The sequence below is a fragment of the Lysinibacillus sp. JNUCC-52 genome (genome assembly GCF_015999545.1).
GTDB lineage: Bacteria > Bacillota > Bacilli > Bacillales_A > Planococcaceae > Lysinibacillus.
Map to the genome: position 1 here is coordinate 1,693,677 of NZ_CP065546.1, position 25,876 is coordinate 1,719,552.

The 25,876-nt window shown below is 37.8% G+C and carries 19 protein-coding genes; 7 read left to right on the forward strand and 12 right to left on the reverse strand.

Annotated features, from left to right (window positions below; all coding sequences use genetic code 11):
• Window positions 1-96: 96 nt before the first annotated feature.
• From priA to JNUCC52_RS08770, 5 genes are all read right to left on the reverse strand, one after another.
• Window positions 97-2,508 carry a primosomal protein N' gene (priA, locus tag JNUCC52_RS08750; RefSeq protein ID WP_173477809.1) on the reverse strand — a complete coding sequence of 804 codons (2,412 nt, stop codon included), beginning with the start codon at window positions 2,506-2,508 and terminating at the stop codon, window positions 97-99.
• Window positions 2,505-3,518 (reverse strand): bifunctional phosphopantothenoylcysteine decarboxylase/phosphopantothenate--cysteine ligase CoaBC, encoded by a 1,014-nt coding sequence (gene coaBC / locus JNUCC52_RS08755; protein WP_337981923.1) that lies wholly within the window; start codon window positions 3,516-3,518, stop codon window positions 2,505-2,507. The genes priA and coaBC overlap by 4 nt, the downstream gene beginning before the upstream one ends.
• Window positions 3,519-3,648: 130 nt before the next feature.
• Window positions 3,649-3,876 carry a DNA-directed RNA polymerase subunit omega gene (gene rpoZ, locus JNUCC52_RS08760; RefSeq protein ID WP_173477811.1) on the reverse strand — a complete coding sequence of 76 codons (228 nt, stop codon included), beginning with the start codon at window positions 3,874-3,876 and terminating at the stop codon, window positions 3,649-3,651.
• Between the two features lie 4 nt (window positions 3,877-3,880).
• Window positions 3,881-4,498 (reverse strand): guanylate kinase, encoded by a 618-nt coding sequence (gene gmk / locus JNUCC52_RS08765; protein WP_173477812.1) that lies wholly within the window; start codon window positions 4,496-4,498, stop codon window positions 3,881-3,883.
• 43 nt (window positions 4,499-4,541) lie between these two features.
• Entirely contained in the window at window positions 4,542-5,417 is an 876-nt protein-coding gene (locus JNUCC52_RS08770; RefSeq protein ID WP_173477813.1) for a YicC/YloC family endoribonuclease, read from the reverse strand.
• Window positions 5,418-5,733: 316 nt separating this feature from the next.
• Here JNUCC52_RS08770 and JNUCC52_RS08775 point away from each other — a divergent pair, with 316 nt between their 5' ends.
• The 7 genes from JNUCC52_RS08775 (at window position 5,734) to JNUCC52_RS08805 (ending at window position 15,831) form a co-directional block, all read left to right on the forward strand.
• Entirely contained in the window at window positions 5,734-7,428 is a 1,695-nt protein-coding gene (locus JNUCC52_RS08775) for an Rqc2 family fibronectin-binding protein (RefSeq protein WP_337981924.1), read from the forward strand.
• A 251-nt stretch (window positions 7,429-7,679) separates the two neighbouring features.
• Window positions 7,680-9,365 (forward strand): methyl-accepting chemotaxis protein, encoded by a 1,686-nt coding sequence (locus JNUCC52_RS08780; RefSeq protein ID WP_337981925.1) that lies wholly within the window; start codon window positions 7,680-7,682, stop codon window positions 9,363-9,365.
• Window positions 9,366-10,198: 833 nt separating this feature from the next.
• Window positions 10,199-11,854, forward strand: a complete 1,656-nt coding sequence (locus JNUCC52_RS08785) for a peptide ABC transporter substrate-binding protein (RefSeq protein ID WP_337981926.1) — start codon at window positions 10,199-10,201, stop codon at window positions 11,852-11,854.
• A gap of 139 nt (window positions 11,855-11,993) precedes the next feature.
• Window positions 11,994-12,923, forward strand: coding sequence for an ABC transporter permease (locus tag JNUCC52_RS08790; protein WP_337981927.1), 930 nt, complete (start codon window positions 11,994-11,996; stop codon window positions 12,921-12,923).
• Complete coding sequence (locus JNUCC52_RS08795; protein WP_337981928.1) at window positions 12,923-13,843, forward strand: ABC transporter permease; 921 nt, start codon at window positions 12,923-12,925, stop codon at window positions 13,841-13,843. The genes JNUCC52_RS08790 and JNUCC52_RS08795 overlap by 1 nt, the downstream gene beginning before the upstream one ends.
• Window positions 13,844-13,856: 13 nt before the next feature.
• Complete coding sequence (locus tag JNUCC52_RS08800) at window positions 13,857-14,912, forward strand: ABC transporter ATP-binding protein (RefSeq protein WP_173477818.1); 1,056 nt, start codon at window positions 13,857-13,859, stop codon at window positions 14,910-14,912.
• A complete protein-coding gene (locus JNUCC52_RS08805; protein ID WP_173477819.1) occupies window positions 14,905-15,831 on the forward strand; it encodes an ABC transporter ATP-binding protein in 927 nt (308 codons plus the stop codon). Before JNUCC52_RS08800 ends, JNUCC52_RS08805 begins: the two co-directional genes overlap by 8 nt.
• Window positions 15,832-15,928: 97 nt before the next feature.
• On the opposite strand, the gene JNUCC52_RS08810 is transcribed toward JNUCC52_RS08805, so the two are convergent.
• From JNUCC52_RS08810 to opp4C, 7 genes are all read right to left on the reverse strand, one after another.
• A complete protein-coding gene (locus tag JNUCC52_RS08810; RefSeq protein ID WP_337981929.1) occupies window positions 15,929-17,734 on the reverse strand; it encodes an oligopeptide ABC transporter substrate-binding protein in 1,806 nt (601 codons plus the stop codon).
• Window positions 17,735-17,803: 69 nt separating this feature from the next.
• Window positions 17,804-19,615, reverse strand: a complete 1,812-nt coding sequence (locus JNUCC52_RS08815) for an oligopeptide ABC transporter substrate-binding protein (protein WP_337981930.1) — start codon at window positions 19,613-19,615, stop codon at window positions 17,804-17,806.
• Between the two features lie 17 nt (window positions 19,616-19,632).
• Entirely contained in the window at window positions 19,633-20,535 is a 903-nt protein-coding gene (locus JNUCC52_RS08820) for an ABC transporter permease (protein WP_173477822.1), read from the reverse strand.
• A gap of 35 nt (window positions 20,536-20,570) precedes the next feature.
• Window positions 20,571-21,533 carry an oligopeptide ABC transporter permease gene (opp4B, locus tag JNUCC52_RS08825; RefSeq protein WP_173477823.1) on the reverse strand — a complete coding sequence of 321 codons (963 nt, stop codon included), beginning with the start codon at window positions 21,531-21,533 and terminating at the stop codon, window positions 20,571-20,573.
• A 1-nt stretch (window position 21,534) separates the two neighbouring features.
• Entirely contained in the window at window positions 21,535-22,482 is a 948-nt protein-coding gene (locus tag JNUCC52_RS08830; protein ID WP_173477824.1) for an ATP-binding cassette domain-containing protein, read from the reverse strand.
• Window positions 22,479-23,489, reverse strand: coding sequence for an ABC transporter ATP-binding protein (locus JNUCC52_RS08835; protein ID WP_337981931.1), 1,011 nt, complete (start codon window positions 23,487-23,489; stop codon window positions 22,479-22,481). The genes JNUCC52_RS08830 and JNUCC52_RS08835 overlap by 4 nt, the downstream gene beginning before the upstream one ends.
• Before the next feature lie 1,472 nt (window positions 23,490-24,961).
• Window positions 24,962-25,870 carry an oligopeptide ABC transporter permease gene (gene opp4C / locus JNUCC52_RS08840; protein ID WP_173477826.1) on the reverse strand — a complete coding sequence of 303 codons (909 nt, stop codon included), beginning with the start codon at window positions 25,868-25,870 and terminating at the stop codon, window positions 24,962-24,964.
• Window positions 25,871-25,876: the final 6 nt, after the last annotated feature.

The window sequence follows — 25,876 nt, forward strand, 5'->3', positions numbered from 1 at the left end:
CTCATTTCTAATATTTAAGACGTCTACGCCTTTATTGTTATGTCAGGCCAATAACTAATAAACTGAACTTGCATGCAAGCATATCTCATCGCATTCCTATATAGTAGACGGGTCTAAATCAACCGTCATTAATATGCCCTGTTTTATCCATTCTGCTCGATACATTGCAAGCAATCGTTGCAATACAGGTATCAGATTTGGTTCAATTTTATATTTTATCAAACATTGATAGCGATATCTATTTTGGAGACGGCTAATACTTGCAACTGTTGGGCCTATAATAGACACTTGATTTGATAAATTCCCTCGAAGCCAATCCCCAGCTCGCCCAGCATACTCGGCTGCCATCATTACATCTTCATGCGATACTTGTATAAGCGCAACGAAATAGTAAGGTGGGTAGCCTGAACGACGACGTAAAAACATTTCCCGTTCATAAAATGGCTCGTAATCTTGTACTTTAGCTAATTCAATTGCATAATGCTCTGGCGTATACGTTTGAATAACGACCTCACCTGGTTTATCATGGCGTCCTGCCCTACCACTTACCTGTGTAAGTAACTGAAACGTCCGTTCCGCCGCGCGGTAATCTGGTAGATGCAGAGATGTATCAGCACTAAGCACACCAACAAGTGTAATATTAGGAAAATCAAGTCCCTTTGCAATCATTTGCGTACCGAGTAAAATGTCGGCTTGCCCCTCACCAAATGCTTGCAAAATCTCTTCATGTGCCCCTTTGTGCTTTGTAGTGTCCACATCCATTCTTAGCACCCTAGCCTCTGGAAATAGCTTAAAAATTTCTTCTTCCACTTTTTGCGTCCCTGTTCCAAAATACCGTATATGATCACTTTGACATTGCGGACAAATTTGTGGTACATGCTCTTCATACCCACAGTAATGACACTTCAGTTTTTCAGTAGTGCGATGGTAGGTTAGTGAAATATCACAGTTCGGACATTGTACGACAGTACCACAATCACGACATAGCACAAATGACGAATACCCTCTTCGATTTAAAAATAACACCATCTGTTCCCGTCGTTCAAGTCGAGTACGAATCCCTTCAATAAGCAGTTCAGAAAACATAGAGCGGTTTCCTTTTTGAAGTTCTTCTCGCATATCTGCTACATAGACAGTCGGCATCGCCTGGTGTAGTGCACGTTGTTTTAATGTAAGTAGTGTGTAGACACCTTTTTTTGCACGGGCATATGACTCAAGGGCAGGTGTCGCACTACCTAAAATGACAGGACATTGATAATATTGGCTACGCCAAATTGCTACATCTCGCGCATGATAGCGTGGAGAGTCCTCCTGCTTGTAGGTAGATTCATGCTCCTCATCTAAAATGATAAGTCCCAAATTTGTAAAAGGTGCAAAAATAGCTGAACGAGCACCAACTACTACTCTTACTTTACCCTGTTGAATTTTTCGCCATTCATCATACTTCTCACCTACAGATAACCCACTATGCATGACCGCAACCATCTCACCGAAGCGGCTACGGAAGCGTTCTGTCATTTGCGGTGTTAAAGAAATTTCAGGTACTAGCATGATCGCTTCTTTACCTTCATTTAAAACTTTTTGAATCGCCTGTAAGTAGACTTCCGTTTTACCACTGCCTGTTACACCTTGCAATAAAAAAGTTGTAGCGGCATGTGTTTCAAGAGCGTGTGAAATTGCATTTAATGCAACAGCCTGCTCGTCTGTTAATTGTAGTGATTGTGTACGCGCAACTTCATTTGTAAAAGGATCTCGATACACTTCTTCTTGTATAAAGCACGCAGCTCCTTTATCAATGACCGCTTGTAATACAGCAGCAGATACTGCTGTTGCCTCATAAATTTGCTGGGGCGTGAATATTTCTCCAAGATGTGAAGTCATCCATTCAATTAAAGACCGTTGCTTTGCAGCTCTCGATGCTTCTATCAGTGCTTTACTAAGAGCTTGTTCGTCTTCCGCAATTTTGACCATGCGCACTTCTTTCACGTTGCCTTGTTGCTTTACAACATTTTCTATCTTTACGATTTTATCTGCAATCAGTTGTTTTAATAACGGCAATAAGCCCGCACGTTCAAATTCTTTAAAGTTTGCCTTATGGCGTTTTCCAAAAATCTCCTGAACTTCTAATGGCAACGAAGCTTGCTCTACTTGTAATGTCACTATTTTTTCATACTTTGCCCGAAGTGCAGAAGGTAGCATTACTTGTAAAGCATCAATTTCATAACAAATTGTTTCGTTTTTTAACCACTTTGCCATCAACAGCATTTCTTCAGTGAAAACAGGCTCAATATCTAAAATTTGTGCGATTGGCTTTATTTTGTTTTCAGGAACATCTGTATCGTTTTTTAAACCTACAACAAATCCTAGTACATTTCTCGGTCCAAAAGGTACTTTCACACGACAACCTTTTTCTATTACAGCTAACCACTCTTCAGGAACAGCATAGTCAAATGTGCGATCTACATGGTATGTCGAAACATCCACTATAATCTCAGCATATAAACTCATTGCGTCTCACCTTGTAATACAAGCTGCCATAGCTCTTTCGCAAATTGTGCGGCGTCTGAGACATCCAATTCTTCACCATTTACGTTCGCTACATGACTAAAATCAATCCATTCGTTTGATATAACTTGTACAATCGGCTCCCCAACCACTTTTTGTCCAAAAGTTACTGCAGTCGTACCATCAACAGACATGATAGGGGCACTTTCTATAGTTGGTATATTAGCCGCGTGAAGTAAAAATGCCTGTGGATATTGTTTTTTTAATTGTTCGACTTGCGCTATCAGTTCATTAGCATTTGATGCTTCTCCACCTAATAGAATCGCATGTGCTCCAAGTGTTTGTGCCTCGTTCACTAACGCATGTCCAATCCTACCATTTGCATTTGTACTAATGACATGTTGTTGATCGTCCATAGGGATATACCATGCACCCGCTGTAACAAGCACCGTTTTGCCTGCAAGTGGTTTAACCTTGGATGAAAAATAATCTTGCACAAGAGCTGTAATCTTTTCTGGTTCCTCTAAACGACCTTTGCCAACATAGCCACACGCTAAAAAGCCTTCAGACGGTTCAATAAACTGATAGCCATCAGCTGCTAGCTGTGCCAAATTTCGCTTTACTGCTGGATGATCATACATATGAACATTCATCGCTGGCGCAATCCAAACAGGCGCAGTTGCGGCAAGTAAAGTCGTTGTCACCATATCATCAGCAATTCCGTTTGCGAGTTTACCAATGACATTAGCAGTTGCTGGTGCAACTATAATTAAATCTGCCCAATCTGCTAAATCTATATGGGCAATTACCTTTGAATCCTTTTCATCAAAGGTATCGAAATAGACATCATTTTTTGACATGACTTGAAAGCTTAACGGATTAACAAACTGTCGCGCCGATGCTGTCATAATGACCTTTACGTTGGCACCTGCCTGAGATAGTTTACTCACTAGTGCTACAGCTTTATAAACAGCAATACCACCTGATACACAAAGTAAAATATTTTTGTTCATCTACAATGTCGTCCTTTCAAACGATAAGCTCCCAAAGGACAATTCCTCGGGAGCTCTCGGCATTCTTGTATAATCAAAAAATCACTGCAGATTTTAACATTAACTTGGCAAAAGCTTTATACCATCAATGTTAGATTTCGTCTTCGTACACAGCTGACTCATCTTGTGATACTTTCGTAAGTACGCCTGCTGCTACCTCTTCAAGCGCTTTTCCTACATATTTATAGGAAACATATTTGTGCAAGCGCTCAGTACCTTCGATTTCTTGCATTTGACGAGCACGTTTTGATGCTAAACTTACTAAAGAATATTTAGAATCGATCTCTTTTTTTAAGGCATCTACTGATGGGTATAACATTGGTTTATTCTCCTCTCAACATTGACAAATATCTTTTTTCAACACGTTCTCTACGACAATGCTCGGCTTTAATAATCGCATTTATACGATCACAGGCATTCGTCACTTCATCATTTTCAACTACATAATCATATAAGCTCATCATTTCAAGCTCTTCACTTGCAGTTGCGATGCGCTTTGCAATAACATCTGCTGTTTCCGTCCCACGACCAACTAAACGATCTTTTAATTCCGTTAAACTCGGAGGGGCTAAGAAAATAAATAAGGCATCCGGTGCTTTTTTACGAATTTGTGCTGCTCCTTGTACTTCAATCTCCAAAAATACATCACGACCAGCATCAAGTGTTTCATTTACATACGTTATCGGAGTGCCGTAGTAATTTCCTACAAATTCAGCATGTTCTAATAAGCCACCTTGTTCAATTAACGTTTCAAACTCTTCACGCGACTTAAAAAAATAGTCTACACCATCTACTTCACCTTCGCGAGGATTTCGTGTTGTCATTGAGATGGAATACTCATAATTCGTATTCGGTTGAGAAAATAATTCTTTTCGCACTGTCCCTTTTCCTACACCAGATGGGCCAGACAGAACAATTAATAATCCACGTTCTTTTATCATTTATTCTCTATATCTCCCTTAATTTATAACAGATGCAAGCATGTTATTCGATATTTTGAACTTGCTCTCGCATCTTTTCTAAAATTGTTTTTGCCTGAACTACTGCAACGGCTGCTTCTGTCGATTGATTTTTTGAACCTATTGTATTAATTTCGCGATGAATCTCCTGCATTAAAAAGTCTAATTTACGTCCGATTGAAACTGTTTCTAATAGTGTTTCTTCCAGCTGGTTAAAATGACTATCTAATCGATCTAACTCTTCTGTTATGTCCACTCGCTCTGCAAATATTGCTACTTCCGCGAGCAAACGATCTTCTAAGAGCGCTCCATCTGCTATTTCAGCAATTCGTTCTAATAATCGTGTACGATATTTTTCAACAGCAAGTGAGGAATAAGAGCGAATTTGATTCACTTGTTCCATTAACTGTTCTTTATATTGTACAACAACATCTTGCAATTCTTGCCCTTCACGCTCACGCATTTGGATCAACTGTCGAGTAGCTTCTGCTACCGCATGTTCAACTGCCCCCAATAAATCCTCTGGCATTAGTTGCGGTTTTTTCTGTACTAACGCTTGCTCTAGCGCTAGTAGCTCCTGCATTGTCCATTTTTCTTCTAGTGGTACTTTACTTGCTAATTGCTCTTTTGCCTTACGATACGCTTCAATTAATGACCAATTAATTTCAATAGATTGCTCGACGTTTTCTAAATCCTTCACATATACCATCACATCAATTTTCCCACGTGATAAAGCTTGTGAAATCAATTTCTTAGCAAAAATTTCTGCTTCTAGCCATTCTTTTGGAAACTTTGCATGAATTTCTAAAAAACGATGGTTGACCGAGCGTATTTCTACGGTTAACTGAAAGTCTCTTGTTGTTGTGACACCTCTGCCAAAACCAGTCATACTACGCACCAAGGTTCGTCACACCTTTCTTTGCATACTGGGATTATTATAACATAAGCTCCGTCATTTATGACGTCTCTCCACAAAAAATTCGCTAGTGCAAAAATTAATTCTACCACATCTGAAGCTATATTTTAATATTCACCTAAAAAATGCTATGATAAACATACAAAAAATGCATTCATGCGTAAGATGGCTATTTGAACACACCTTAAAATAGGAGAATTCCATCCTATCTGTTCATATACACTGCCAATGCATGTGCAAAGATTACTATTTATATACGAATACACAATGATGCAATAAATCGTTGGAAAGAGGAACTAAAATGGCATTCGATGGCTTATTTACTTATTCAATGACAACAGACCTGCAACAATTAGTAACAGGTCGTATTACTAAAATACATCAACCTAACGCTCAAGAAGTTGTTTTACAAATTCGTGCAAATGGTGGCAACCATAAATTATTGTTTTCTATCCACCCTTCCTATGCACGTGTACATCTTACTGAGCAAACAATAGAAAATCCCTCAGAACCTCCTATGTTTTGTATGTTATTACGTAAACATATAGAAGGTGGTTTTATTTCTTCTATTAAACAGCATGACCTAGATCGCATTATTATAGTAGAAATCCAAAGCAAAAATGAAATTGGCGATCCAATTGTACGAGAATTACACGCAGAGATTATGGGTCGACATAGTAACCTGCTATTAATAGATAAGGAACAAACTAAAATTATCGATAGTTTAAAACATTTATCACCATCGATGAATAGTTTCCGCACTATATTACCAGGGCAGCCTTATATCGCACCACCTGCACAAAATAAATGGCAACCACTAACGGTAACAGATGAGCAGCTAACTGTATTTTTTAATGAGCCGAAAACAGCAAAGGAAGTAGTTTCACAATTTGTTGGCTTTTCGCCATTACATGCCGAGGAGTTATTATTCCGTTTAGCATCTACAGCTAATAAAGTTATATGTTTCAGAGACTTTATGGCTGCCTTTCGTGATGGTGGCACAGAACCGATGTATGTATTTGCTAATAACAAAACCTATTTCTCCCCTATCGCTTTAACCCATTTACAAGGAGAAAAAACCGTTTATCCGAATTTACATGAGCTGCTTGATCGCGTATTTTTCGCGCGCGCGGAGCGAGATCGAGTGAAGCAACAGGCAGGAGATTTAGAACGCTGGCTACAAAATGAAATTGATAAATTGTCATTAAAAATAAAAAAACTGACAAAAGACTATGAACGTGCATCCAAACTAGATCAATTCCAATTGTTTGGGGAACTGCTTATGGCCAATATTTACGCTTTCGAAAAAGGTGTGAAGGAAGTAACAGTAACTAACTATTATAGTGAGTCCGCTGAAGAAATTACGATTCCTGTAAGCGAACGTAAAACACCTATTGAAAATGCGCAAAGTTATTACACAAAATACACAAAAGCTAAAAACGCCCTTATTATGGTACAAGAGCAGCTTGAAAAAACAAAAGAGGAAATAACATATTTTGAAATGCTAGCGCAACAGGTTCAACAGGCATCCCCAGGTGATATAGAAGAAATTCGTGAGGAATTAGCCGAACAAGGCTATTTAAAATTACGTCACGCTAAGAAAAAGAAAAAACAACTAAAGCCTGAGCCAGAACGTTATATATCATCTACAGGGACACCGATTTCAGTAGGAAAAAACAATAAACAAAATGACATGCTAACATTTAAAATTGCGAAGCGGACAGATACATGGCTACATACAAAGGACATACCAGGTTCGCATGTAGTCATTCACGCTACTGAGCCAGATGAAACGACATTGAGAGAAGCCGCAACACTTGCCGCGTATTTCTCCAAAGCTCGCGACTCTTCCTCAGTTCCAGTAGACTATACAGAAATACGTCAAGTCAAAAAGCCAAATGGTGCTAAACCTGGATTTGTTATCTATTTCGAACAAAAAACATTATTTATCGATCCAGAAGAAACTGTCATTTTACAGTTAAAAAAACAGTCTTAAAGATAGGAATACGATGCATTTTGCATCGTATTTTTCTTTTTCTAAAATCCTCCTCCGTAATGTGTACTATAAATAGATAAAAATCCATGACATTTGTGATTTTCACAGACTATGTTCCCTATATCGGTATTTTAAGATTACCACAATGAACATTCTGCACTGTTTCTACCTTCTGTTATTGACTTCTAGCCTCCACGATGTCTTAATTTAACTATAAAAATTTTTCTCAATTCGGAAAGGGCGTATTCACTATGTCTGTAGGCAAAAAGTTAAGCTTCGGTTTTTTCTCGATAATCTTTACCTTATTCCTGTCTTTGCTTATTTTATTTATCCAATTTACTAAAATTGAAAATAAAGTAGAAGAAGCTTTAGAAAAACGTGTCTCTTTAGTTGAACTATCAGATAATATTAAAATTGAATTGGCAATGCAAGGTCTTTTTATTCGTGCAATATTTATAGAAGATACTCCATATAATAAGGAGAGTTTTGAAAAATATGCATTAATGCTTGATGAGCATGTTGACGAAATTACAGAAAAAGCAGATTCACCTGATATGATTGAGTACGCTAAAGAGCTTAATACATATAACAATGATTTTAACAAAGCAGCTGATGCTGTTTTGGCTTTACACGAAGAAGGTAATATAGAAGAAGCTTTAAAAAAAGTAAATGGTGAAGCCCAACAAGCGAACAGAGGACTATCAGATGTCTCTGATAAAATTGTAGACTATCAAAAGAATCAATTAGAAATTATTACCAAGGAATCGAAACAGGCAGTAAAAAATTCTCAAATTATTTCTGTCATTGCAATTATTATCGGTGTAACACTCGGTATCTTCCTTATGTTCTATGTACAACGCAAAATTACTCGTCCTTTAAAATCCGTTGTAGCCGCAGCTAATAATATTGCAAACGGTGAATTATATCACCAAGATATCGCGAATCAATCGAAAGATGAAATTGGCCAACTGGCAATATCTTTTAACACGATGAAAAGCAACGTCCGTAATTTAATGACACATATACAAGAAAACTCTGAACATTTAACAGGTGCAGCTGAGGAGTTAACAGCCTCTACCGAAGAAGTTTCAGCTACAACCGAAGAGGTAACTTCCCGTATTAATGAAACCGCTACTTCAGCCGCAGCTGCAACAATCGCTGCAAAGGAAAGTGCTGCTGCTATGGATGAAACTGCTACAGGTGTACAACGTATTGCTGAAGCAACACAACAACTTCACCAAAATGCTATTGCTACATCGGAAACAGCCAACAGTGGTAACAACATAATAGAAGAAGCTCAACAACAAATGAATGTTATCAATGATTCAACACAACTAATTAACACGCTCGTTCAAAAACTGAGTAAACAATCAGTAGAAATAAGCAATATTACAGAAGTCATAACAACAATTACCGATCAAACAAATTTACTTGCACTTAATGCCGCAATCGAAGCAGCCCGTGCTGGTGAACACGGTAAAGGCTTCGCTGTAGTAGCTGATGAGGTCCGCAAGCTAGCGGAAGAATCAAAACAATCTGCCAATCAAATTGTCGCTTTAACACAAGACATCCAGCAAGATACTAAAAATGTTGAAAAGGCAGTATTTGATGGCCTTCATTCTGTAACAGATGGTGTTAAAATGATAGGAAATGCAGGGCTAGCCTTTGAATCCATCGTACAAGCAATTAATACAATGTCAGATCAAATTGAAGATATTTCTGCAACTTCTGAAGAAATATCCGCTAGCGCTGAACAAGTTGCTGCATCGGTTGCTGAAATTGCTTACGGTGCTTCTGCAAGTGCTGACAATACACAAATTATCGCTGATGCGATGATAGAACAAGCAGCGACAATCCAACAAGTAAACTTAGTTGCAACAGATTTAAGTGAAAAGGCTCTCGATTTACAAGATCAGATTCATCAGTTTAAGTTATAAACTTTAAAGAAGCACTCCAGGCATGAAGTTTGCCTGGGGTGTTTTTATATCTATATATTTATCAATCATTCAGTTATGTAGACGAACATTAAATAAAAAGTTAGTAAAACATCTTTTTTATACAAATTACATATGGCTTTGTAAATTTTTGCTGAAAAATAGAAAAATAAACTTAATATTGATTTCTAAAAGTTCCAAAATCACTCCTTTTCATGTCTGCAGCATCTTTCTAAAGCGTCGTTGTATTATTTTAAAAAAATATTAGACTACTATTTTGCACTCCAATGGTTCTATTTTATCTATTAAATTGCATGCTATTTCATACATATTTCTCTCCTTTTCCCTTTTTTTCTCTCTTAAAGCTAAATACTAGATAAATACAAAACAAAATTTTTATATATCATTTATAGATAGTATTATTCATATTTTTAGATTAGAAATTACAAGAAATTCCCTTATAAAAAATCATATTCACTTAGTTTTACGATGATTTTCTACAAAACTATGTAAATTTCTTAATGTATAACAACCGTGACTTTTGAATCATTTTTTATTCGGTCGTAATATTATCAAAAAAATAGGAATTTTCCGTATAGTAAATCATTTTTTCGATTTTGTTTTATTTTTGATATTTTTAGCTGTTTTAAATCAAATTCTCATTATTTAAACACTTTTTTACACTAAAGTGATAGACCGAAGAAAATTATTATTCTTGTAAATGTCAGATAATACTATATAAATTTGAATCTTTTTTATTTTGTGCACAATGACTTTTTTGGTATATTAAATAGGAGCTTCACAAAAGGCTTAAAAATTGTATAAGGGGGATTCACATGAATAAGAACAAAAAGTTTTTATTACTAACAGTCCTTGCAGTATTTTCACTAGTACTTGCTGCATGTGGCTTCGGTGGAGATTCGTCTGACAAAGCAAAAGACGATAAAAAAGATTCTGGTTCTTCAGAAACAGCTTCTTCAAAAGAGTTGAATGTAGTTGTAGCTTCTGAGCCGCCATCTTTACATCCACAACTTGCAACAGATACAACTTCTGGAGCAATTCTTCAAAATGTATTTGAAGGTTTAATGGTTTTAGACCTTGATGGAAAACCAGCTCCTGGTATGGCAGAAAGCTATACAGAGAGTGAAGATTTATTAACTTACACTTTCAAATTACGTGATGCAAAATGGACAAACGGAGATCCAGTAGTTGCTGGCGACTTCGAATATGCTTGGAAATGGGCTTTAAATCCTGAAAACTTATCAGAGTACGCATCTTTACTTTACCCAATTAAAGGCGCTGAAGCTTATAACTTAGGCGAAGGTTCTGCTGATGATGTTGGTGTTAAAGCTGAAGATGACAAAACTTTAGTTGTAACTTTACAACAACCAACTGCTTACTTCTTAGAGTTAGTTGCATTTAAAACATATGCTCCTTTAAATCAAAAAGTAGTTGAAGGCAATGATAACTGGTACACTGATGCTGGTGAAAACTTCGTAACGAACGGACCATTCACATTAGATACTTGGAAACACAATGATTCAGTAGTATTAAAGAAAAACCCTGAGTATTGGGATGCTTCTAGTGTAGCTCTAGATACTGTAAACATTGGTATGGTTGAAAATGAAGCAACTGCTTCAACAATGTTCAAAACTGGAGAAATCGATTATTTAGGTTCTCCTTATCAAACAGTTTCACTTGATGAAATTGATGGCTTTAAAGCAGACGGTTCATTACAAATCGCTGACTATGCTGGTGTATACTGGTATAAATTCAATACAACAGACAAAATTACTGGAAACGCTAACATCCGTAAAGCGTTAACTTTAGCAATCGATCGTCAAGGCTTAATTGACAACATTACTAAAGGTGAACAAAAACCTGCTTTAGGTATGGTTCCATCTGCAATTAGCGGTTTTGAAGAAGACCGTGGTTACTTCAAAGATAACGATATCGAAGGTGCTAAAGCAGCACTTGAAGCTGGTATGAAAGAACTTGGTATTAAAGATCCAAAAGATCTTAAAATTAATGTTTCATTCAATACAAGTGAAGGACATGCTTCTATTGCTCAATTCATCCAAGAAGGCTGGAGCAAAAACCTTGGTATTACTGTAGGTCTTGATAACTCTGAATGGCAAGTGTATTTAGAAAAACTTAACGTTCTTGACTACCAAGTAGGACGTATGGGTTGGATTGCTGACTACAACGATGCTTATTCATTCCTTGAAATGTATGATACAGCAGCAAATGGTAACAACGATACAGGCTGGGAAAACCCTAAATACAAAGAATTGTTAAAACAATCTATTGCTGAAGGTGATTCTGCTAAACGTTTAGACCTATTAAAACAAGCTGAATCTATCGCAGTTTCTGAATTCCCTGTTGCGCCAATCTACTACTACACTAACCTTTCAGTAGTTGATAAAAAAGTTAAAAACATGGTTCCAGATATTTTAGGTAACATTAAACTTAAATATGTTGATGTGGAATAATTTTCACTACTGAATCTTTTATCTTTTAAGCTCTACAGCGAAGAGCTGCCTCGTGGCCACTTCGGCGCGAGTCAGCTCTTTTTAAAATACGAAGGCATTTATTTGTCAGAAAATTGACAAATAGAAGGAGGAGTTTTATGTGATTAAATATATTTTGAAAAGGCTGATGTATATACTTCTCGCGCTTTTCGTCATCGTAACGGCTACGTTTTTCTTAATGCGTCTTGCTCCAGGTAGTCCTTTTGCAAGTGAACGTAATTTCCCTCCTCAAATTGAGGAAAAGTTAAACGAAACGTATGGATTAAATAACCCTTGGTATATTCAATATAAAGATTATTTAATCGATACGGCCTCATTTAATTTCGGTGAGTCTATGAAGTATAAAGCGCGTTCTACAAATGATATGATTAATGAGAGCTTCCCAGTTTCGTTAACACTTGGGATTGAAGCTATGCTACTGGCGATTGGATTCGGTGTATTAATAGGCGTAGTTTCAGCGCTTTATCATAATAAATGGCCGGATTATTTGGCAACGACCTTTGCGGTGCTCGGTATTTCAGTACCATCATTTATTTTGGCAGGCTTAATGCAGTATTTCTTAGCATTTAAATTAGGCTGGTTCCCTGTTAGTGGATGGAAGGGCTTCATCTATAGTGTTTTACCTGCCCTTGCTATCGCATTCTCACACATGGGCTTTATCGCAAAATTAACACGTTCAAGTATGCTTGAGCAAAATAGCAGTGATTATGTAAAAATGGCACGTGCTAAAGGAATTGGCAAATGGACAATCGTTTTCCGCCATACTTTACGAAATTCCTTACTGCCAGTTCTTACTTACCTTGGACCATTAACAGCTGGTGTTGTAACAGGTAGTTTCATCGTTGAACAAATATTCGCAATCCCTGGTCTAGGTAAACACTTTGTACAAAGTATTACAAACCGTGATTACACAGTTATCATGGGAACGACAGTGTTCTATTCAATCATCCTTTTATTTGCGGTATTAATTGTCGATATTCTATATAGCATTGTTGATCCGCGAATTAAGTTGAAGGGAGCGAAAAAGTAATGACACAGCAACCGATTAACAAAGATATGTTTAAAATTGTCGGTGGAAATCATGAAGCAACAGATAAATTAGCTGATAAATCCGTTTCCTTCTGGAAGGAAGTATTTATTCGCTTTTCACATAATAAAATGGCAATTTTCGGTTTAATTACACTGATTATCGTTATTATCATGGCGATTACTGTTCCAATGCTTTCACAATATAAATATAGCGATCAACTTGGTGTTTACAACAGTCCCCCATCTGCTGATTTTTGGTTTGGGACAGATGATTTAGGTCGTGATATTTTCGTACGTATTTGGGCAGGTGCTCGTATTTCCCTATTCATCGGGATTACAGCGGCTATTATTGACTTAGTGATTGGTGTTCTTTGGGGAAGTATTTCAGGTTTAGCAGGTGGTCGTGTTGATAATATTATGATGCGTATTGCCGACGTATTAACAGCTGTGCCTTACCTTTTAGTTGTAATCGTTTTATTAGTAGTTTTACAACCAGGTTTATTCCCTATGATTATCGCTCTTTCGATTACAGGCTGGATTAGCATGGCTCGTATCGTTCGTGGTGAAGTATTATCCATTAAAAATCAAGAATATGTACTAGCTGCACGTACTTTAGGTGCGAGCACAATGCATTTAATCTTAAAACATTTAATTCCAAATGCACTTGGTGCTATTTTAGTAACAATGACTCTAACAATTCCGTCTGCTATTTTCACTGAGTCATTCTTAAGTTATTTAGGACTTGGTGTTCCTGCTCCGCATGCTTCATGGGGTACAATGGCATCTGAAGGGAATAAAGCTATTACAAATGCTCCTTGGCGTTTAATTTTCCCAGCAGTATTTATCTCGCTAACAATCTTTGCGTTTAACGCTGTTGGTGACGGCTTACGTGATGCACTAGATCCAAAACTACGTAAATAAGGAGGTGGCCGAAATGAGTAAAACAATTTTAGAAGTAAAAGATTTAAAAATTAACTTTAAAACATATGCAGGACTTGTCCATGCTGTGCGTGGTGTAAACTTTGATTTAAAAGAAGGTGAAACACTAGCAATCGTTGGTGAATCTGGCTCTGGTAAGAGTGTTACGAGTAATGCCTTAATGAAATTAATTCCACAGCCACCTGGTATTTATGAGTCAGGACAAATTTTATTTAACGGTCGTGATTTAATTCCACTTACTGATAAAGAAATGTCAAAAGTACGCGGAAATGATATTGCTATGATCTTCCAGGATCCAATGACAAGTTTGAATCCAACTATGAAGGTCGGACGTCAAATAACTGAAGTAATTTTGCAACATAAGAAAGTTTCGAAGGCTGATGCTAAAAATCGCGCAATCGAACTTTTAACGCAAGTAGGTATTCCATTCCCTGAAAAACGTTACAATCAATATCCACATGAGTTTTCAGGCGGGATGCGTCAACGTGTTGTAATCGCTATCGCACTTGCTGCTGATCCTAAGCTGTTAATTGCCGATGAGCCAACAACAGCATTGGACGTAACAATCCAAGCACAAATTTTAGAATTAATGAAAGAAATTCAAAAAAGTTCTAAAACTTCTATCATTTTCATTACGCATGACTTAGGCGTTGTAGCTAACGTGGCAGACCGCGTAGCCGTTATGTATGCTGGTCAAATCGTCGAGTATGGTACAGTAAATGATATTTTCTATAATCCAAAACATCCTTATACATGGGGATTACTTGGTTCTATGCCTGATTTAGATAGTAATGAGGACGAGCTATTACGTACGATTCCTGGTTCACCTCCAGATCTTACTAACCCTCCAAAGGGAGATGCTTTTGCTGCTCGTAACGAATTTGCAATGGCGATTGACTATGAGCAAGAGCCGCCAATGTTCCAAGTAAGCGATACTCACTTTGCAAAAACTTGGTTGTTACATCCTGATGCGCCAAAAATTCCACTTCCAGATGCGGTTGCTAAACGTATTGAGGGCTTTTTAGCGAAGGAGGCAGAATTCAATGACTAAAACAGGTGCAAAAAAAATTCTTGAAATTAAAAACGTAAAGCAATATTTCGGTTCATCAAACAACCCTATTAAAGCTGTTGATGGTATTAGCTTTGATGTTTATGAAGGTGAAACACTTGGACTTGTTGGAGAATCAGGCTGTGGTAAATCGACGACTGGTCGCTCAATCATTCGCCTATATGATATTACAGAGGGTGAAATTATTTTCGACGGTGAAAATGTCCATGGTAAAAAATCGAAGAGCGATTTAAAGAAATTTAATCGTCAAATGCAAATGATTTTCCAAGATCCATACGCATCGTTAAACCCTCGTATGACAGCTGGAGAAATCATTGCAGAAGCTTTCGATATTCATGGTTTATATACGGATAAGAAAGAACGTCGCGAAAAAATCAACCAATTGCTTGAAGCTGTAGGTTTAAACAAAGAGCACGCAAATCGTTACGCACATGAATTCTCAGGTGGTCAACGTCAACGTATTGGTATCGCTCGTGCGCTTAGCTTAGATCCTAAGTTCATCATTGCCGATGAACCAATCTCTGCACTTGACGTATCGATTCAAGCGCAAGTTGTTAACTTATTAAAACAACTACAAAAAGAACGTGGCTTAACATACCTTTTCATTGCCCATGACCTTTCAATGGTTAAATACATCAGTGATCGTATCGCTGTTATGTACCGTGGTAAAATTATGGAAATTGGTAAAGCTGATGATATTTACAATCATCCTGTTCATCCTTATACAAAATCATTATTATCAGCAATTCCGCTTCCAGACCCAATGTCAGAAAAACGCCGTCAACGTATTCCTTACAAGCATACAGAAGTTGATGAAAGCGCAACATATCATGAAGTTGGCGAACAACATTATGTATATGGCACTGCTGACCTTGTGAAAACTTGGGTTGCCAATAAATAATATATGATCCATCCATTGAAAATATGCAATGGATGGATCTTTTTTTGTTGATTCCATTACTTAAATTGTAATATATACTATTTTTACCATTATACACTTATTTTATCGGCGCATCAGCTATTAGTTCAAGATCTTGAATCTCTGTACCCGTTTCACGATCAATATTATAGCTTTTTATGCGTTTATTGATTGCAATCGTTGATGTACTGAATAACATCGGAACAACCATTGCCTTGTCAGCCATATACTCTTGCCAAGCACGGAATGCTTTTGCACGATAAGTTACATCTAATGCTTCTTCTGAATCTATATCATTTAATAGCTTTGTTAAATCATCAGAAACAAAGCGACTAAAGTTAAATGCGGCACCTTTACTATACAATCCCGCTGGCGATGGGTTTGTCCCTGTACTCCACGCACCAATAAACATATCAATTTCAGGATCATCTGCTTGTACTTTATCGTAGAAGTTGTTGAATTCAATTAAACGCCCTGTCGTTAATTGCACATCTAAGCCAACCTCTTTCCAGTTTTGACGATAGTACTCAATGATTGCTTCAGCCGTATCAGAGCCTGACATCGCCGCTAAACGAATGGTAAACTTATTGCCATCTCTATCTTCACGAATACCGTCACCATCTATATCTTTATAGCCTGCTGCATCTAATAATTCTTTCGCTTTTTCAGGATTGTAGTGATAGCCCTCAAGCGCATCATCATAGTATGTTTTAAATGCTGGTGGAATTAATGAATTGGCACGCACGCGTAACCCTTGATAAAATCGATCTGTTACGGTTTCAATATCCATTGCATAGGCAATCGCTTTACGTAAATCAATATCATTCATTTTTGCCTTGTCATCATAAATATTTTCGCCTTTTTCTTTGTCATATTTCCCTAATTTAAAGCCTAAATAGCTGTATGATAATTCTGGACGTCCTAATATCGAAATATTCGATAAATTTTTTATAGAATCATATTGAGTGGCTGGGACTGAAGCGATATCAAATTGTCCTGCTTTCAATGCTTCACTAATAGTTGAAGTTGAAACGACTTGTACAACAAGCTTCTCTATTTTCGGTTTCCCTTTAAAATAGTGCTCATTTGCTACAAACTGCACGGATTCACCATTTACGATTTGGTCAAATTTAAATGGCCCAAGTGTAATCGGATTTTTTCTGACGGCATCCGAAGAAATCAAATCTTTTACGGCAATCGAAGCTAGTTGATGCTTCGGTGCTGCATAGCCCCATAAACCATCACCACCAGAATAAATAGCTGGTGACACTTTCTTTAACGAAATTTCTATCGTTTTATCATCAATCTTTTTAATACCAGAAATTGTAGTAGCTTTGCCATCATGGTATTCTTCTGCGCCTATAATATTTTTGAAGTCATCATCATAACGCACACCTTCATAATCGGGATGACCAATAATTTCATACGGGTAGATTAAATCCTCTGCCGTTAATGGTGTGCCATCCGACCATTTCACATCGCTTTGAATGGTGATTGTTGCCTTTTTATTATCAGTATCCACGTCCAATTTAGCTATTCCTTCATCCGTAAGCAAAAAGTCTCCATCGACCTCAAATAGACCATTTGAAGCATAACCTGTAATGGACCCGTCTGTGGCATCCGCAGATAGCTCAGCAAGGAAAATCCCTTTGAATGGTGAATCTGAGACAAGCCCTACGTGTAATGTACCTCCTTGAATAGCATCTCCCTCATTTGTTACTTCAGTAGGTAGTAAACTTGTATCTATTTTAGTATCTTCTGTTTGAGCTGGCTTATCATCGCTGTCTTTAGAACTGTTGGTCTGCTCTTTATCGGTAGAGTTGCAAGCAGCCAATAGCAACACGAATGCTATCATTACGGATAGTATTGTCCACTCTTTTCTCATCGATATTTCCTCCTCATTTCATCCACTGAATCTCACATCACTTTTAATAGTTTCATCATAAACATGGCTCTATTTAATAGCTGTATCTGCAATAAATTCAACGTTTTGTAGCTCTGTAACATTTCCGTATTGAATAGCATAGTTTTTTATGCGTTTATTGACAGGAATAATTTCAGTACGGAAATACATTGGTATTATCGCTGCCTTTTCATGCATATATTCTTGCCATGCACGGAAAGCTTGGGCACGATAATCTGCATCTAGTGCTTCCTCCGAGTCAATATTATTTAATAATTTTGTCAGCTCTTCTGAGACATAGCGACTGAAGTTAAATGCTGCGCCTTTACTATATAATCCTGCTGGAGATGGGTTTGTTCCAGTTCCCCAAGCCCCCATATACATATCAATTTCAGGATCATCTGCTTCTACCTTATCGTAGAAGTTATTGAATTCAAGTAGACGCCCTGTCGTTAATTGCACATCTAAACCAACCTCTTTCCAGTTTTGACGATAGTACTCAACGATCGCTTCATCCGTATCAGAACCCGCTATCGCCGCTAAACGAATGGTAAACTTATTGCCATCTTTATCTTCACGAATACCGTCACCATCTGTATCTTTATAGCCTGCTGTATCGAGTATTTCTTTCGCTTTTTGCGGATTATAATGATAGCCCTCTAGCGTTTCATCGTAGTAGGACTTAAAAGCTGGCGGGATTAGAGAATTTGCACGCACACGTAGCCCTTGATAAAATTTATCTGTTACAGTTTCAATATCCATTGCATAGGCAATCGCTTTACGTAAGTCAACATCATTCATTTTTGCCTTTTCATCATAAATATTTTCGCCTTTTTCTTTGTCATATTTCCCTAACTTAAAGCCTAGATAGCTATAAGATAATTCAGGTCGCCCTAATATCGAAATATTTGATAAATTTTTTATACTATCATATTGATTGGCTCTGAATTCTGACGTTAAATCAAATTTCCCTGTTTTTAATGCCTCCCCTACTGATGTCGAGGGTACAACTTGCACAACGACTTTATCAATTTTTGGTTTGCCCTTATAGTAGTGTTCGTTTGCTACAAACTGTACAGACTCACCATTGACTATATTGTCAAATTTAAATGGCCCAAGAGTAATTGGATTTTTACGCACGACATCAGAGGAAATTAAATCTTTTACAGCAATCGCTGCAAGTTGATGCTTCGGTGCTGCATAGCCCCATAAACCATCACCACCTGAATAAATAGCAGGTGATACTTTCTTTAACGAAATTTCTATCGTTTTGTCATCAATCTTGTTAATACCAGAAATTGTAGTAGCTTTACCTTCATGGTATTCTTCTGCCCCTACAATATTTTTAAAGTCATCATCATAGCGCACACCTTCATAATCGGGGTGACCGATTATTTCATACGGATAGATTAAATCATCCGCAGTTAGAGGCATGCCGTCCGACCACTTCACATCCCCTTGAATCGTAATCATTACTTTATTATTGTTCGCATCAACATCCAACTTGGCGATGCCTTTATCAGTTATTAAAAAGTCTTCATCTACGACAAATAAACTATTTGTTGCGTAGCCCATAATTTCTGCATCATAAACATCTGCATAAAGCTCCCAGGAGAAAACACCTTTGAATGGCGAATCTGCTACAAGTCCTACTTGTAATGTGCCTCCTTGAATAGTATCCCCATCGTGTGTGACTTCAAATGGAAGAGTATTTGTATCTACTTTGTTATCTTCTGTTTGTGCTGGCTTATCGTTGCTGCCCTCAACTTCATTTGACTGCTCTTTATCATTGCGATTGCAGGCGGTAGCTAATAGCAATATGATTGCCAACGTAATAACATTCATCAACCACTTTTTCCTCATTGTTATTGCCTCCTCTGTTATCCCAATCTTTGTTTTGCATCAGCGGCACGACGGAATGCTTGTCCTATATAATTAATACCGAGCATTAAAACTAAAATTAATAAAGATGCTGGTAGCCAAACCCACCATTTGTCTGCTAAGACGAGCGGATTTCTTGCATAGCTTACTAAAGTTCCTAAACTTGGCGTCGAAGGTGGTAGCCCAAATCCTAAAAATGATAGCCCTGTTTCAATCCCAATATTACCCGCAAGACTTAATGTAAACTCTACTATTAAGATCGAACTTAAATTTGGTAATAGCCCCTTAAACATAATGGCTATATCACTCGTCCCCATTGTTTTAGATGCACTTACATAATCCCGTCGCCCTTCTGATAAAGCTTTACTTCGAATTAACCGTGCAATTCCTATCCATTGAAATGCACTGATAATAATAACGAGCTCAAGAACGCCATATTCTGGAATGATAGAAACAAGGACAATAAAAATCATAAGTGTCGGTAATGTAATAATAAAATCAATTATTCGCATCATCACATTATCCACAATACCGCTGTAATAGCCCATAATAATTCCCATAGCTATGCCTATAATATTGGCTATCACCGTTACCCATATAGCAATTAAAAGCGAATTTTTCGCCCCAATAATTAACTGACCTAGCACATCACGTCCTGCTTCATCTGCTCCAAGAATGTAACCATTAACACCTGGTTCGGTATAGCGTTCTAGCAAATTAATTTTCAATACTTCTTCTTGATTGAGCATCCATGCTGCAATAAAAATCGTTAACATAATAATCGTGACACCAAAAAAGGAAAACATCGCTACTTTATCTTTTTTAAACTCTCGTAAAACGACTTGTATACCTGTCGGCGGAGAGTTTTCCATCATATTCGTCTCGTAAGTTTGTTGCGTCATTCGTATTCACCTCTTCTTACACATTATGTTAGTCGTTAGTCTATACGGATACGAGGATCCACAATGCTCATAATAATGTCCGACAGCAGACTACCTAATAATGCTAAGAAACCATACAGCATGATAAGAGCAGTAATGACACTATAGTCGCGACTCGTTATTGAACTAATAAATAATTCCCCCATACCTGGGTAGCCATAAATAGTTTCTATGAAAATCGAGCCACCTAATAAACCTGTTATTGTAAACCCTAAAAACGCTGCAATAGGAAGAACTGAATTGCGGAAAATATGTCGCGCATATATTCTACGGATTGGAATGCCTTTACTTCGAGCTGTTTTTACATAATCTTGTGTTTTAGCATCAATAATTTCCGAGCGTAAATATTGGATAATCCCTGTAGTACCTAAAATAGCTGCCGTCATAGCAGGCAATAGCAAGTGATATATTTTATTCCAAAAATAGGCCATCGTTCCTGATTCAAGTCCAACATCAACGGTTCCACTCGTTGGGAACCACATGAAGCGATAACCAAAAACGAACAAGAAAACGAGAGATAATACAAAAGTGGGAATTGCGAAGCTAATAAAACTGTATAGGATAATCGATTTATCTAAAAATGTATCTTGCTTACGTCCTGCAAGCATTCCCAATGGTATGGCGAGCAAGTAGACTAGTATGACACTAAGTAATGAAAGCCAAAATGTATTAAGTGCACGCTCACCAATAAGAGTGGACACCGCAATTTTATATGTATAGCTTTGTCCAAAATCACCTTGAAAGGCATTCGTAATCCAGCGATAATATTGAACATACCAAGGATCATAGAAGCCCGCTTGTATGCGTAGTTCCTCAATCCTCGAAGGATCTGTCTCTGGTGTAATTAATCCTGTAAAAGGATCGCCAGGCATTTGTTTTGCCAATATAAATATAATTAAACTTAATATAAACATTTGGGGAATCATTACAATAGTGCGTCTCACAACAGTTTTCCACATTTTAAAATCCCTCCTGCTCAATGTCAGACATCGCTACTTTATGAGTTTCTGAAATGGATTTTAAAGGGTATACTTTACCATTTTCATCATAATAATGATGATGATCTGTGCGATATTTCTCTTCGACTTTTTGCCGAACTTCTTTGCGTGCCATCCTCGTTTCAGGCTCAATATGTGGAATAGCTGACAATAGGCGATTTGTATAAATATGCTGTGGATTTATGTAAATATCCTGACGGGTACCCGTTTCAACAAAGCGCCCTTTGTACATGATTGCAATGTAATCACACATATGTTTTACAACCCCAAGGTCATGAGAAATAAACAAGTAACTTAGCCCATATTCTTGCTGAATATCTTTCATAAAATTTAGCACTTGTGCCTGAACTGATAAATCAAGTGAGGATACAGGCTCATCAGCAATAATCAATTTCGGATTACAAGCAACTGCCCGTGCGATTCCAAGGCGTTGCTTTTGCCCTCCAGAAAATTCATGGGGATACTTTAACAGAACGTCCTCTGACATACCGACAATGGCAAGTAACGCTTTAATGCGCTTGCGTTCCTCCTGATCACTAAGCTTCAAAAAATTACGCATCGGCTCTGCCAGAATATCTAGTACACGCTTTCTTGGATTCATACTTGAGTGAGCGTCTTGGAAAATCATTTGAATATCTCTGTTATATGCCGAATTGCGTTTACGTCTTTTATTGGTAACATCGTGCCCTTCATAAATGATTTGGCCAGACGTTACCTTTTCGAGACCAATGATTGCTTTACCTGTAGTTGATTTACCAGAACCCGATTCACCGACTAAACCATATGTTTTTCCTTTTTCAAACGCCATCGTCACACCGTCAACCGCATACACTTTATCAATGACGGTATTAAAAAAGCCACCTCGTATTGAATAATGGACGTTTAAATCTTTAATGAGCATAAATGTCATACTGTTCCACCCCCTAGTTCCCCTTTAAAACGAAAGTGTTTCCAGCAAGTGCAGCGAACAAAATGCCCAGGTGCAATTTCATGTAATTGGGGGGCACTTTCATGTGCTGATTCATCAATCCACGGTATGCGGGCTGAAAAACGACAGCCTTCACGTGGCAAATGCATGAGCGAAGGCACCATGCCGTGTATTACCTCCAGTCGCTCGTTTTCCTTATGTGTTTGCGGAATGGAATTTAATAAGGAACGGGTATATGGATGTTTGGCATCATTAAACAATACTTGGACGGGCGCCTCTTCAATAACTTGTCCTGCATACATAACAGCTACACGGTCTGCAATTTCTGCAACAACGCCCAAGTCATGTGTAATTAAAATAATGCCCGCTTGTGTCTCATCTTGCAGCGTTTTTAAAAGGTCTAGAATCTGTGCTTGAATCGTTACATCTAAAGCTGTAGTCGGTTCATCAGCAATAATAATGGCTGGTTTACTGGATAGCGCTATCGCAATCATGACACGCTGGCGCATACCACCTGATAATTGATGCGGGAATTGTCTAGCAACCCGTTTAGGATGAGCAATCCCTACTTGCTCAAGCAATTCTAAAACACGTGCTTCACGTTGCTTTTTAGTTAGTGTTGTGTGATAAATAAGACCTTCCGCAATTTGTTCATGAATGCGCATTAATGGGTTTAAAGCTGAAAGAGGATCTTGAAATATAAAGCCAATATCATTGCCTCTTAATTGGTTGAATTGTACTTCACTTAACTTTGTTAAATTTTGTTGATTGTAAAGTATTTCCCCAGTCACTTTTGTATTCCCATCATTATGTAAGCCAACAATAGTTGTGGCTAACGTACTCTTCCCACAGCCCGACTCTCCTACTATCGCTAAAATCTCATTTTTTCTTAGTGAGAGCGAGACATCTTCTACTGCTGCGTGGTATGTGTCTTTAATACGAAAACTCGTTGTTAAATTGTTAATTGTTAATAAGTTATTTGTACACAAACAATCTCCCTCCAACATTCAGTTTTCTGCTAAATGTATTTATCTTTATTTTAAAATTATAATTCCGTTGAATGAACACCTCCCTATTGACACTCACATTATAGATAGAATTATCTGATAATTTATTATAACGCTATTTTATCTAGTACTTATATGCAAAATCAAGCGTTTTTTTCAAATTATTATCATAAAATATAATGTTTCTACCTACTTTTTATCTAGATGAACTTACTATTTCATCTACTAATTTTTATAATTTGTTATATAAATAAAATAAGTGAGTTAATGCCCAATAATTATTTTAAAATAAAATAAAAAAGAGGTTATTAACTTCACATTCAACTTTTTTCAATAATTAATAATAAAATTTGCTCGTAAATAAATTTTATTTATATGTTTTTATTTAAGTATTTTTGCGCTGCTAAATGCTTTGCTTTCATAACTTCTTATTACTTTAAAAAAATTTTGTTTCTACCATTAATTTATATTTATTTTTTTATTTTCCACACAATAATTAGTTTTTTTATTAGCAACCTTTTACATAAAAATAGTTAGTTTCTACGCTTCAAATTCTGCTTCCATGTACAATTTTGATATTTCTTTCTACATGTTGCTTGGTAAAACGGTTTTATTTCTTTTTTCCCAAGGATTACTGCATCGCTGCGGGGGATCAGCTCCTCACCCCGCGGAATTACTCCCTCAACCCGCGGAATCACACCTCGCTCCGCGGTATCAGCACTCGCTTCGCGGGATCAGCCCCTCGCTCTGCGGAATTACTCCCTCAACTCGCGCAATCACACCCTTGCTCTGCGGAATCACACCTCGCTTCGCGGAATCACTCCCTCGTTCCGCGGAATTACTCTCTCGCTTCGCGGAATCAGCCCCTCACTTCGCGGAATTACTTCCTCGCTTCGCGGAATCACATCCTCGCTCCGCGGTATCAGCACTCACCCCATGGAATCAATCCTCTCTTCGCGGAATCACTCTCTCGCTTCGCGGAATCAGCACCTCGTTCCGCGGAATTACACTCTCAACCCGCGGAATTACTCCCTCGCTTCGCGGAATCAACCCCTCGTTTCGCGGAATTAGCCCCTCGCTCCGCGGAATTACACCCTCAACCCGCGGAATCAGCCCCTCGCTCCGCGGAATCACACCCTCAACCCGCGGAATCAGCCCCTCGCTCCGCGGAATCACACCCTCAACCCGCGGAATCACACCTCTTCGCGGAATCAGCTCCTCGCTTCGCGGAATCATTCCCTCGTTCCGCGGAATTACTCCCTCGCTTCGCGGAATCAGCACCTCACCCCGCGGAATTACTCCCTCGCTTCGCGGGATCGCACTCATCCCCTAAAATCAACCTTCGCTTTGCGGGATCATCTCTCGCTCCGCAGAATCCCCCTTCTCCATACCAACAGCAAATGGCACCTATCAAAGTTAAATTGACTTTGATAGGTGCCATTTATTTACCAACATTATCTTCTTGATTTTGGATTCATTGCATCTTTTAGTCCTTCTCCGATAAAATTGATCGATAAAATGACTAATGTAATGGCTGTTGCTGGTGGAATCCAGATCCAAATTTTATCTCTTAGCACGTCTGAGTTTCTAGCCTCGGCTAGCATATTTCCCCAACTTGGTGTATCTGCTGGCACACCGAAGTTTAAGAAGCTTAATGCCGACTCAATAACAATTGTTACCGCCATTAATAATGTAGCTTGTACAATGATTGTAGAAGCGACGTTCGGTAATAAATGTTTCATAATGATTTTCGATGATTTACAGCCGATTGACTGTGCAGCTAAAATGTACTCATTTTCTTTTTCTGCAAGAATTCGACTTCGTACAACACGGGCAACACTACCCCAGCTTAATACGGAAATGACAATGATTAACGTCCATAAGCCTGATACTTTACCAACTAAAATCGTATTTAGCACGATCACAAAAACTAGTAATGGGAACATTAATACAAAGTCAGTGAAACGCATTAAAATTTGATCGATTTTGCCCCCAAAATAACCTGAAATAGACCCTATAGTTGTCCCAATTAAAACAATGAAAAACATACAACCTATACCAACCGTTAAAGAAGATTTACCTGCATAGAGCATTCGTGTAAATACATCACGGCCATTTGTATCGGTTCCAAGCCAATTCTCACTGGAAGGTGGTTGGCTAATTTTCATAAAGTCTACACGCACGATATCTTTTGTCGTAATATATGGTGCTAAAAACGATAGAATAATAACGATTAGTAAAAAAATAAGGCTTATCATAGCTAATTTATTTTTAACGAACTTTCTTCTCGCTATCACCCATGGAGAGGGGCTTTTATTCGGTGTTTTTGATGCAGACGCTTCTTGTTTTGTTATAATCTCCACATTTTT

Coding starts and splice junctions, on each gene's coding strand:
- JNUCC52_RS08800 (WP_173477818.1), top strand. CDS start 13,857: ATGAGTAAAACAATTTTAGAAGTAAAAGATTTAAAAATTAACTTTAAA.
- JNUCC52_RS08795 (WP_337981928.1), top strand. CDS start 12,923: ATGACACAGCAACCGATTAACAAAGATATGTTTAAAATTGTCGGTGGA.
- rpoZ (WP_173477811.1), bottom strand. CDS start 3,876: ATGTTATACCCATCAGTAGATGCCTTAAAAAAAGAGATCGATTCTAAA.
- JNUCC52_RS08805 (WP_173477819.1), top strand. CDS start 14,905: ATGACTAAAACAGGTGCAAAAAAAATTCTTGAAATTAAAAACGTAAAG.
- JNUCC52_RS08815 (WP_337981930.1), bottom strand. CDS start 19,615: ATGAGGAAAAAGTGGTTGATGAATGTTATTACGTTGGCAATCATATTG.
- JNUCC52_RS08780 (WP_337981925.1), top strand. CDS start 7,680: ATGTCTGTAGGCAAAAAGTTAAGCTTCGGTTTTTTCTCGATAATCTTT.
- gmk (WP_173477812.1), bottom strand. CDS start 4,498: ATGATAAAAGAACGTGGATTATTAATTGTTCTGTCTGGCCCATCTGGT.
- JNUCC52_RS08820 (WP_173477822.1), bottom strand. CDS start 20,535: ATGACGCAACAAACTTACGAGACGAATATGATGGAAAACTCTCCGCCG.
- priA (WP_173477809.1), bottom strand. CDS start 2,508: ATGAGTTTATATGCTGAGATTATAGTGGATGTTTCGACATACCATGTA.
- JNUCC52_RS08775 (WP_337981924.1), top strand. CDS start 5,734: ATGGCATTCGATGGCTTATTTACTTATTCAATGACAACAGACCTGCAA.
- opp4B (WP_173477823.1), bottom strand. CDS start 21,533: ATGTGGAAAACTGTTGTGAGACGCACTATTGTAATGATTCCCCAAATG.
- JNUCC52_RS08810 (WP_337981929.1), bottom strand. CDS start 17,734: ATGAGAAAAGAGTGGACAATACTATCCGTAATGATAGCATTCGTGTTG.
- JNUCC52_RS08785 (WP_337981926.1), top strand. CDS start 10,199: ATGAATAAGAACAAAAAGTTTTTATTACTAACAGTCCTTGCAGTATTT.
- JNUCC52_RS08830 (WP_173477824.1), bottom strand. CDS start 22,482: ATGACATTTATGCTCATTAAAGATTTAAACGTCCATTATTCAATACGA.
- coaBC (WP_337981923.1), bottom strand. CDS start 3,518: ATGAACAAAAATATTTTACTTTGTGTATCAGGTGGTATTGCTGTTTAT.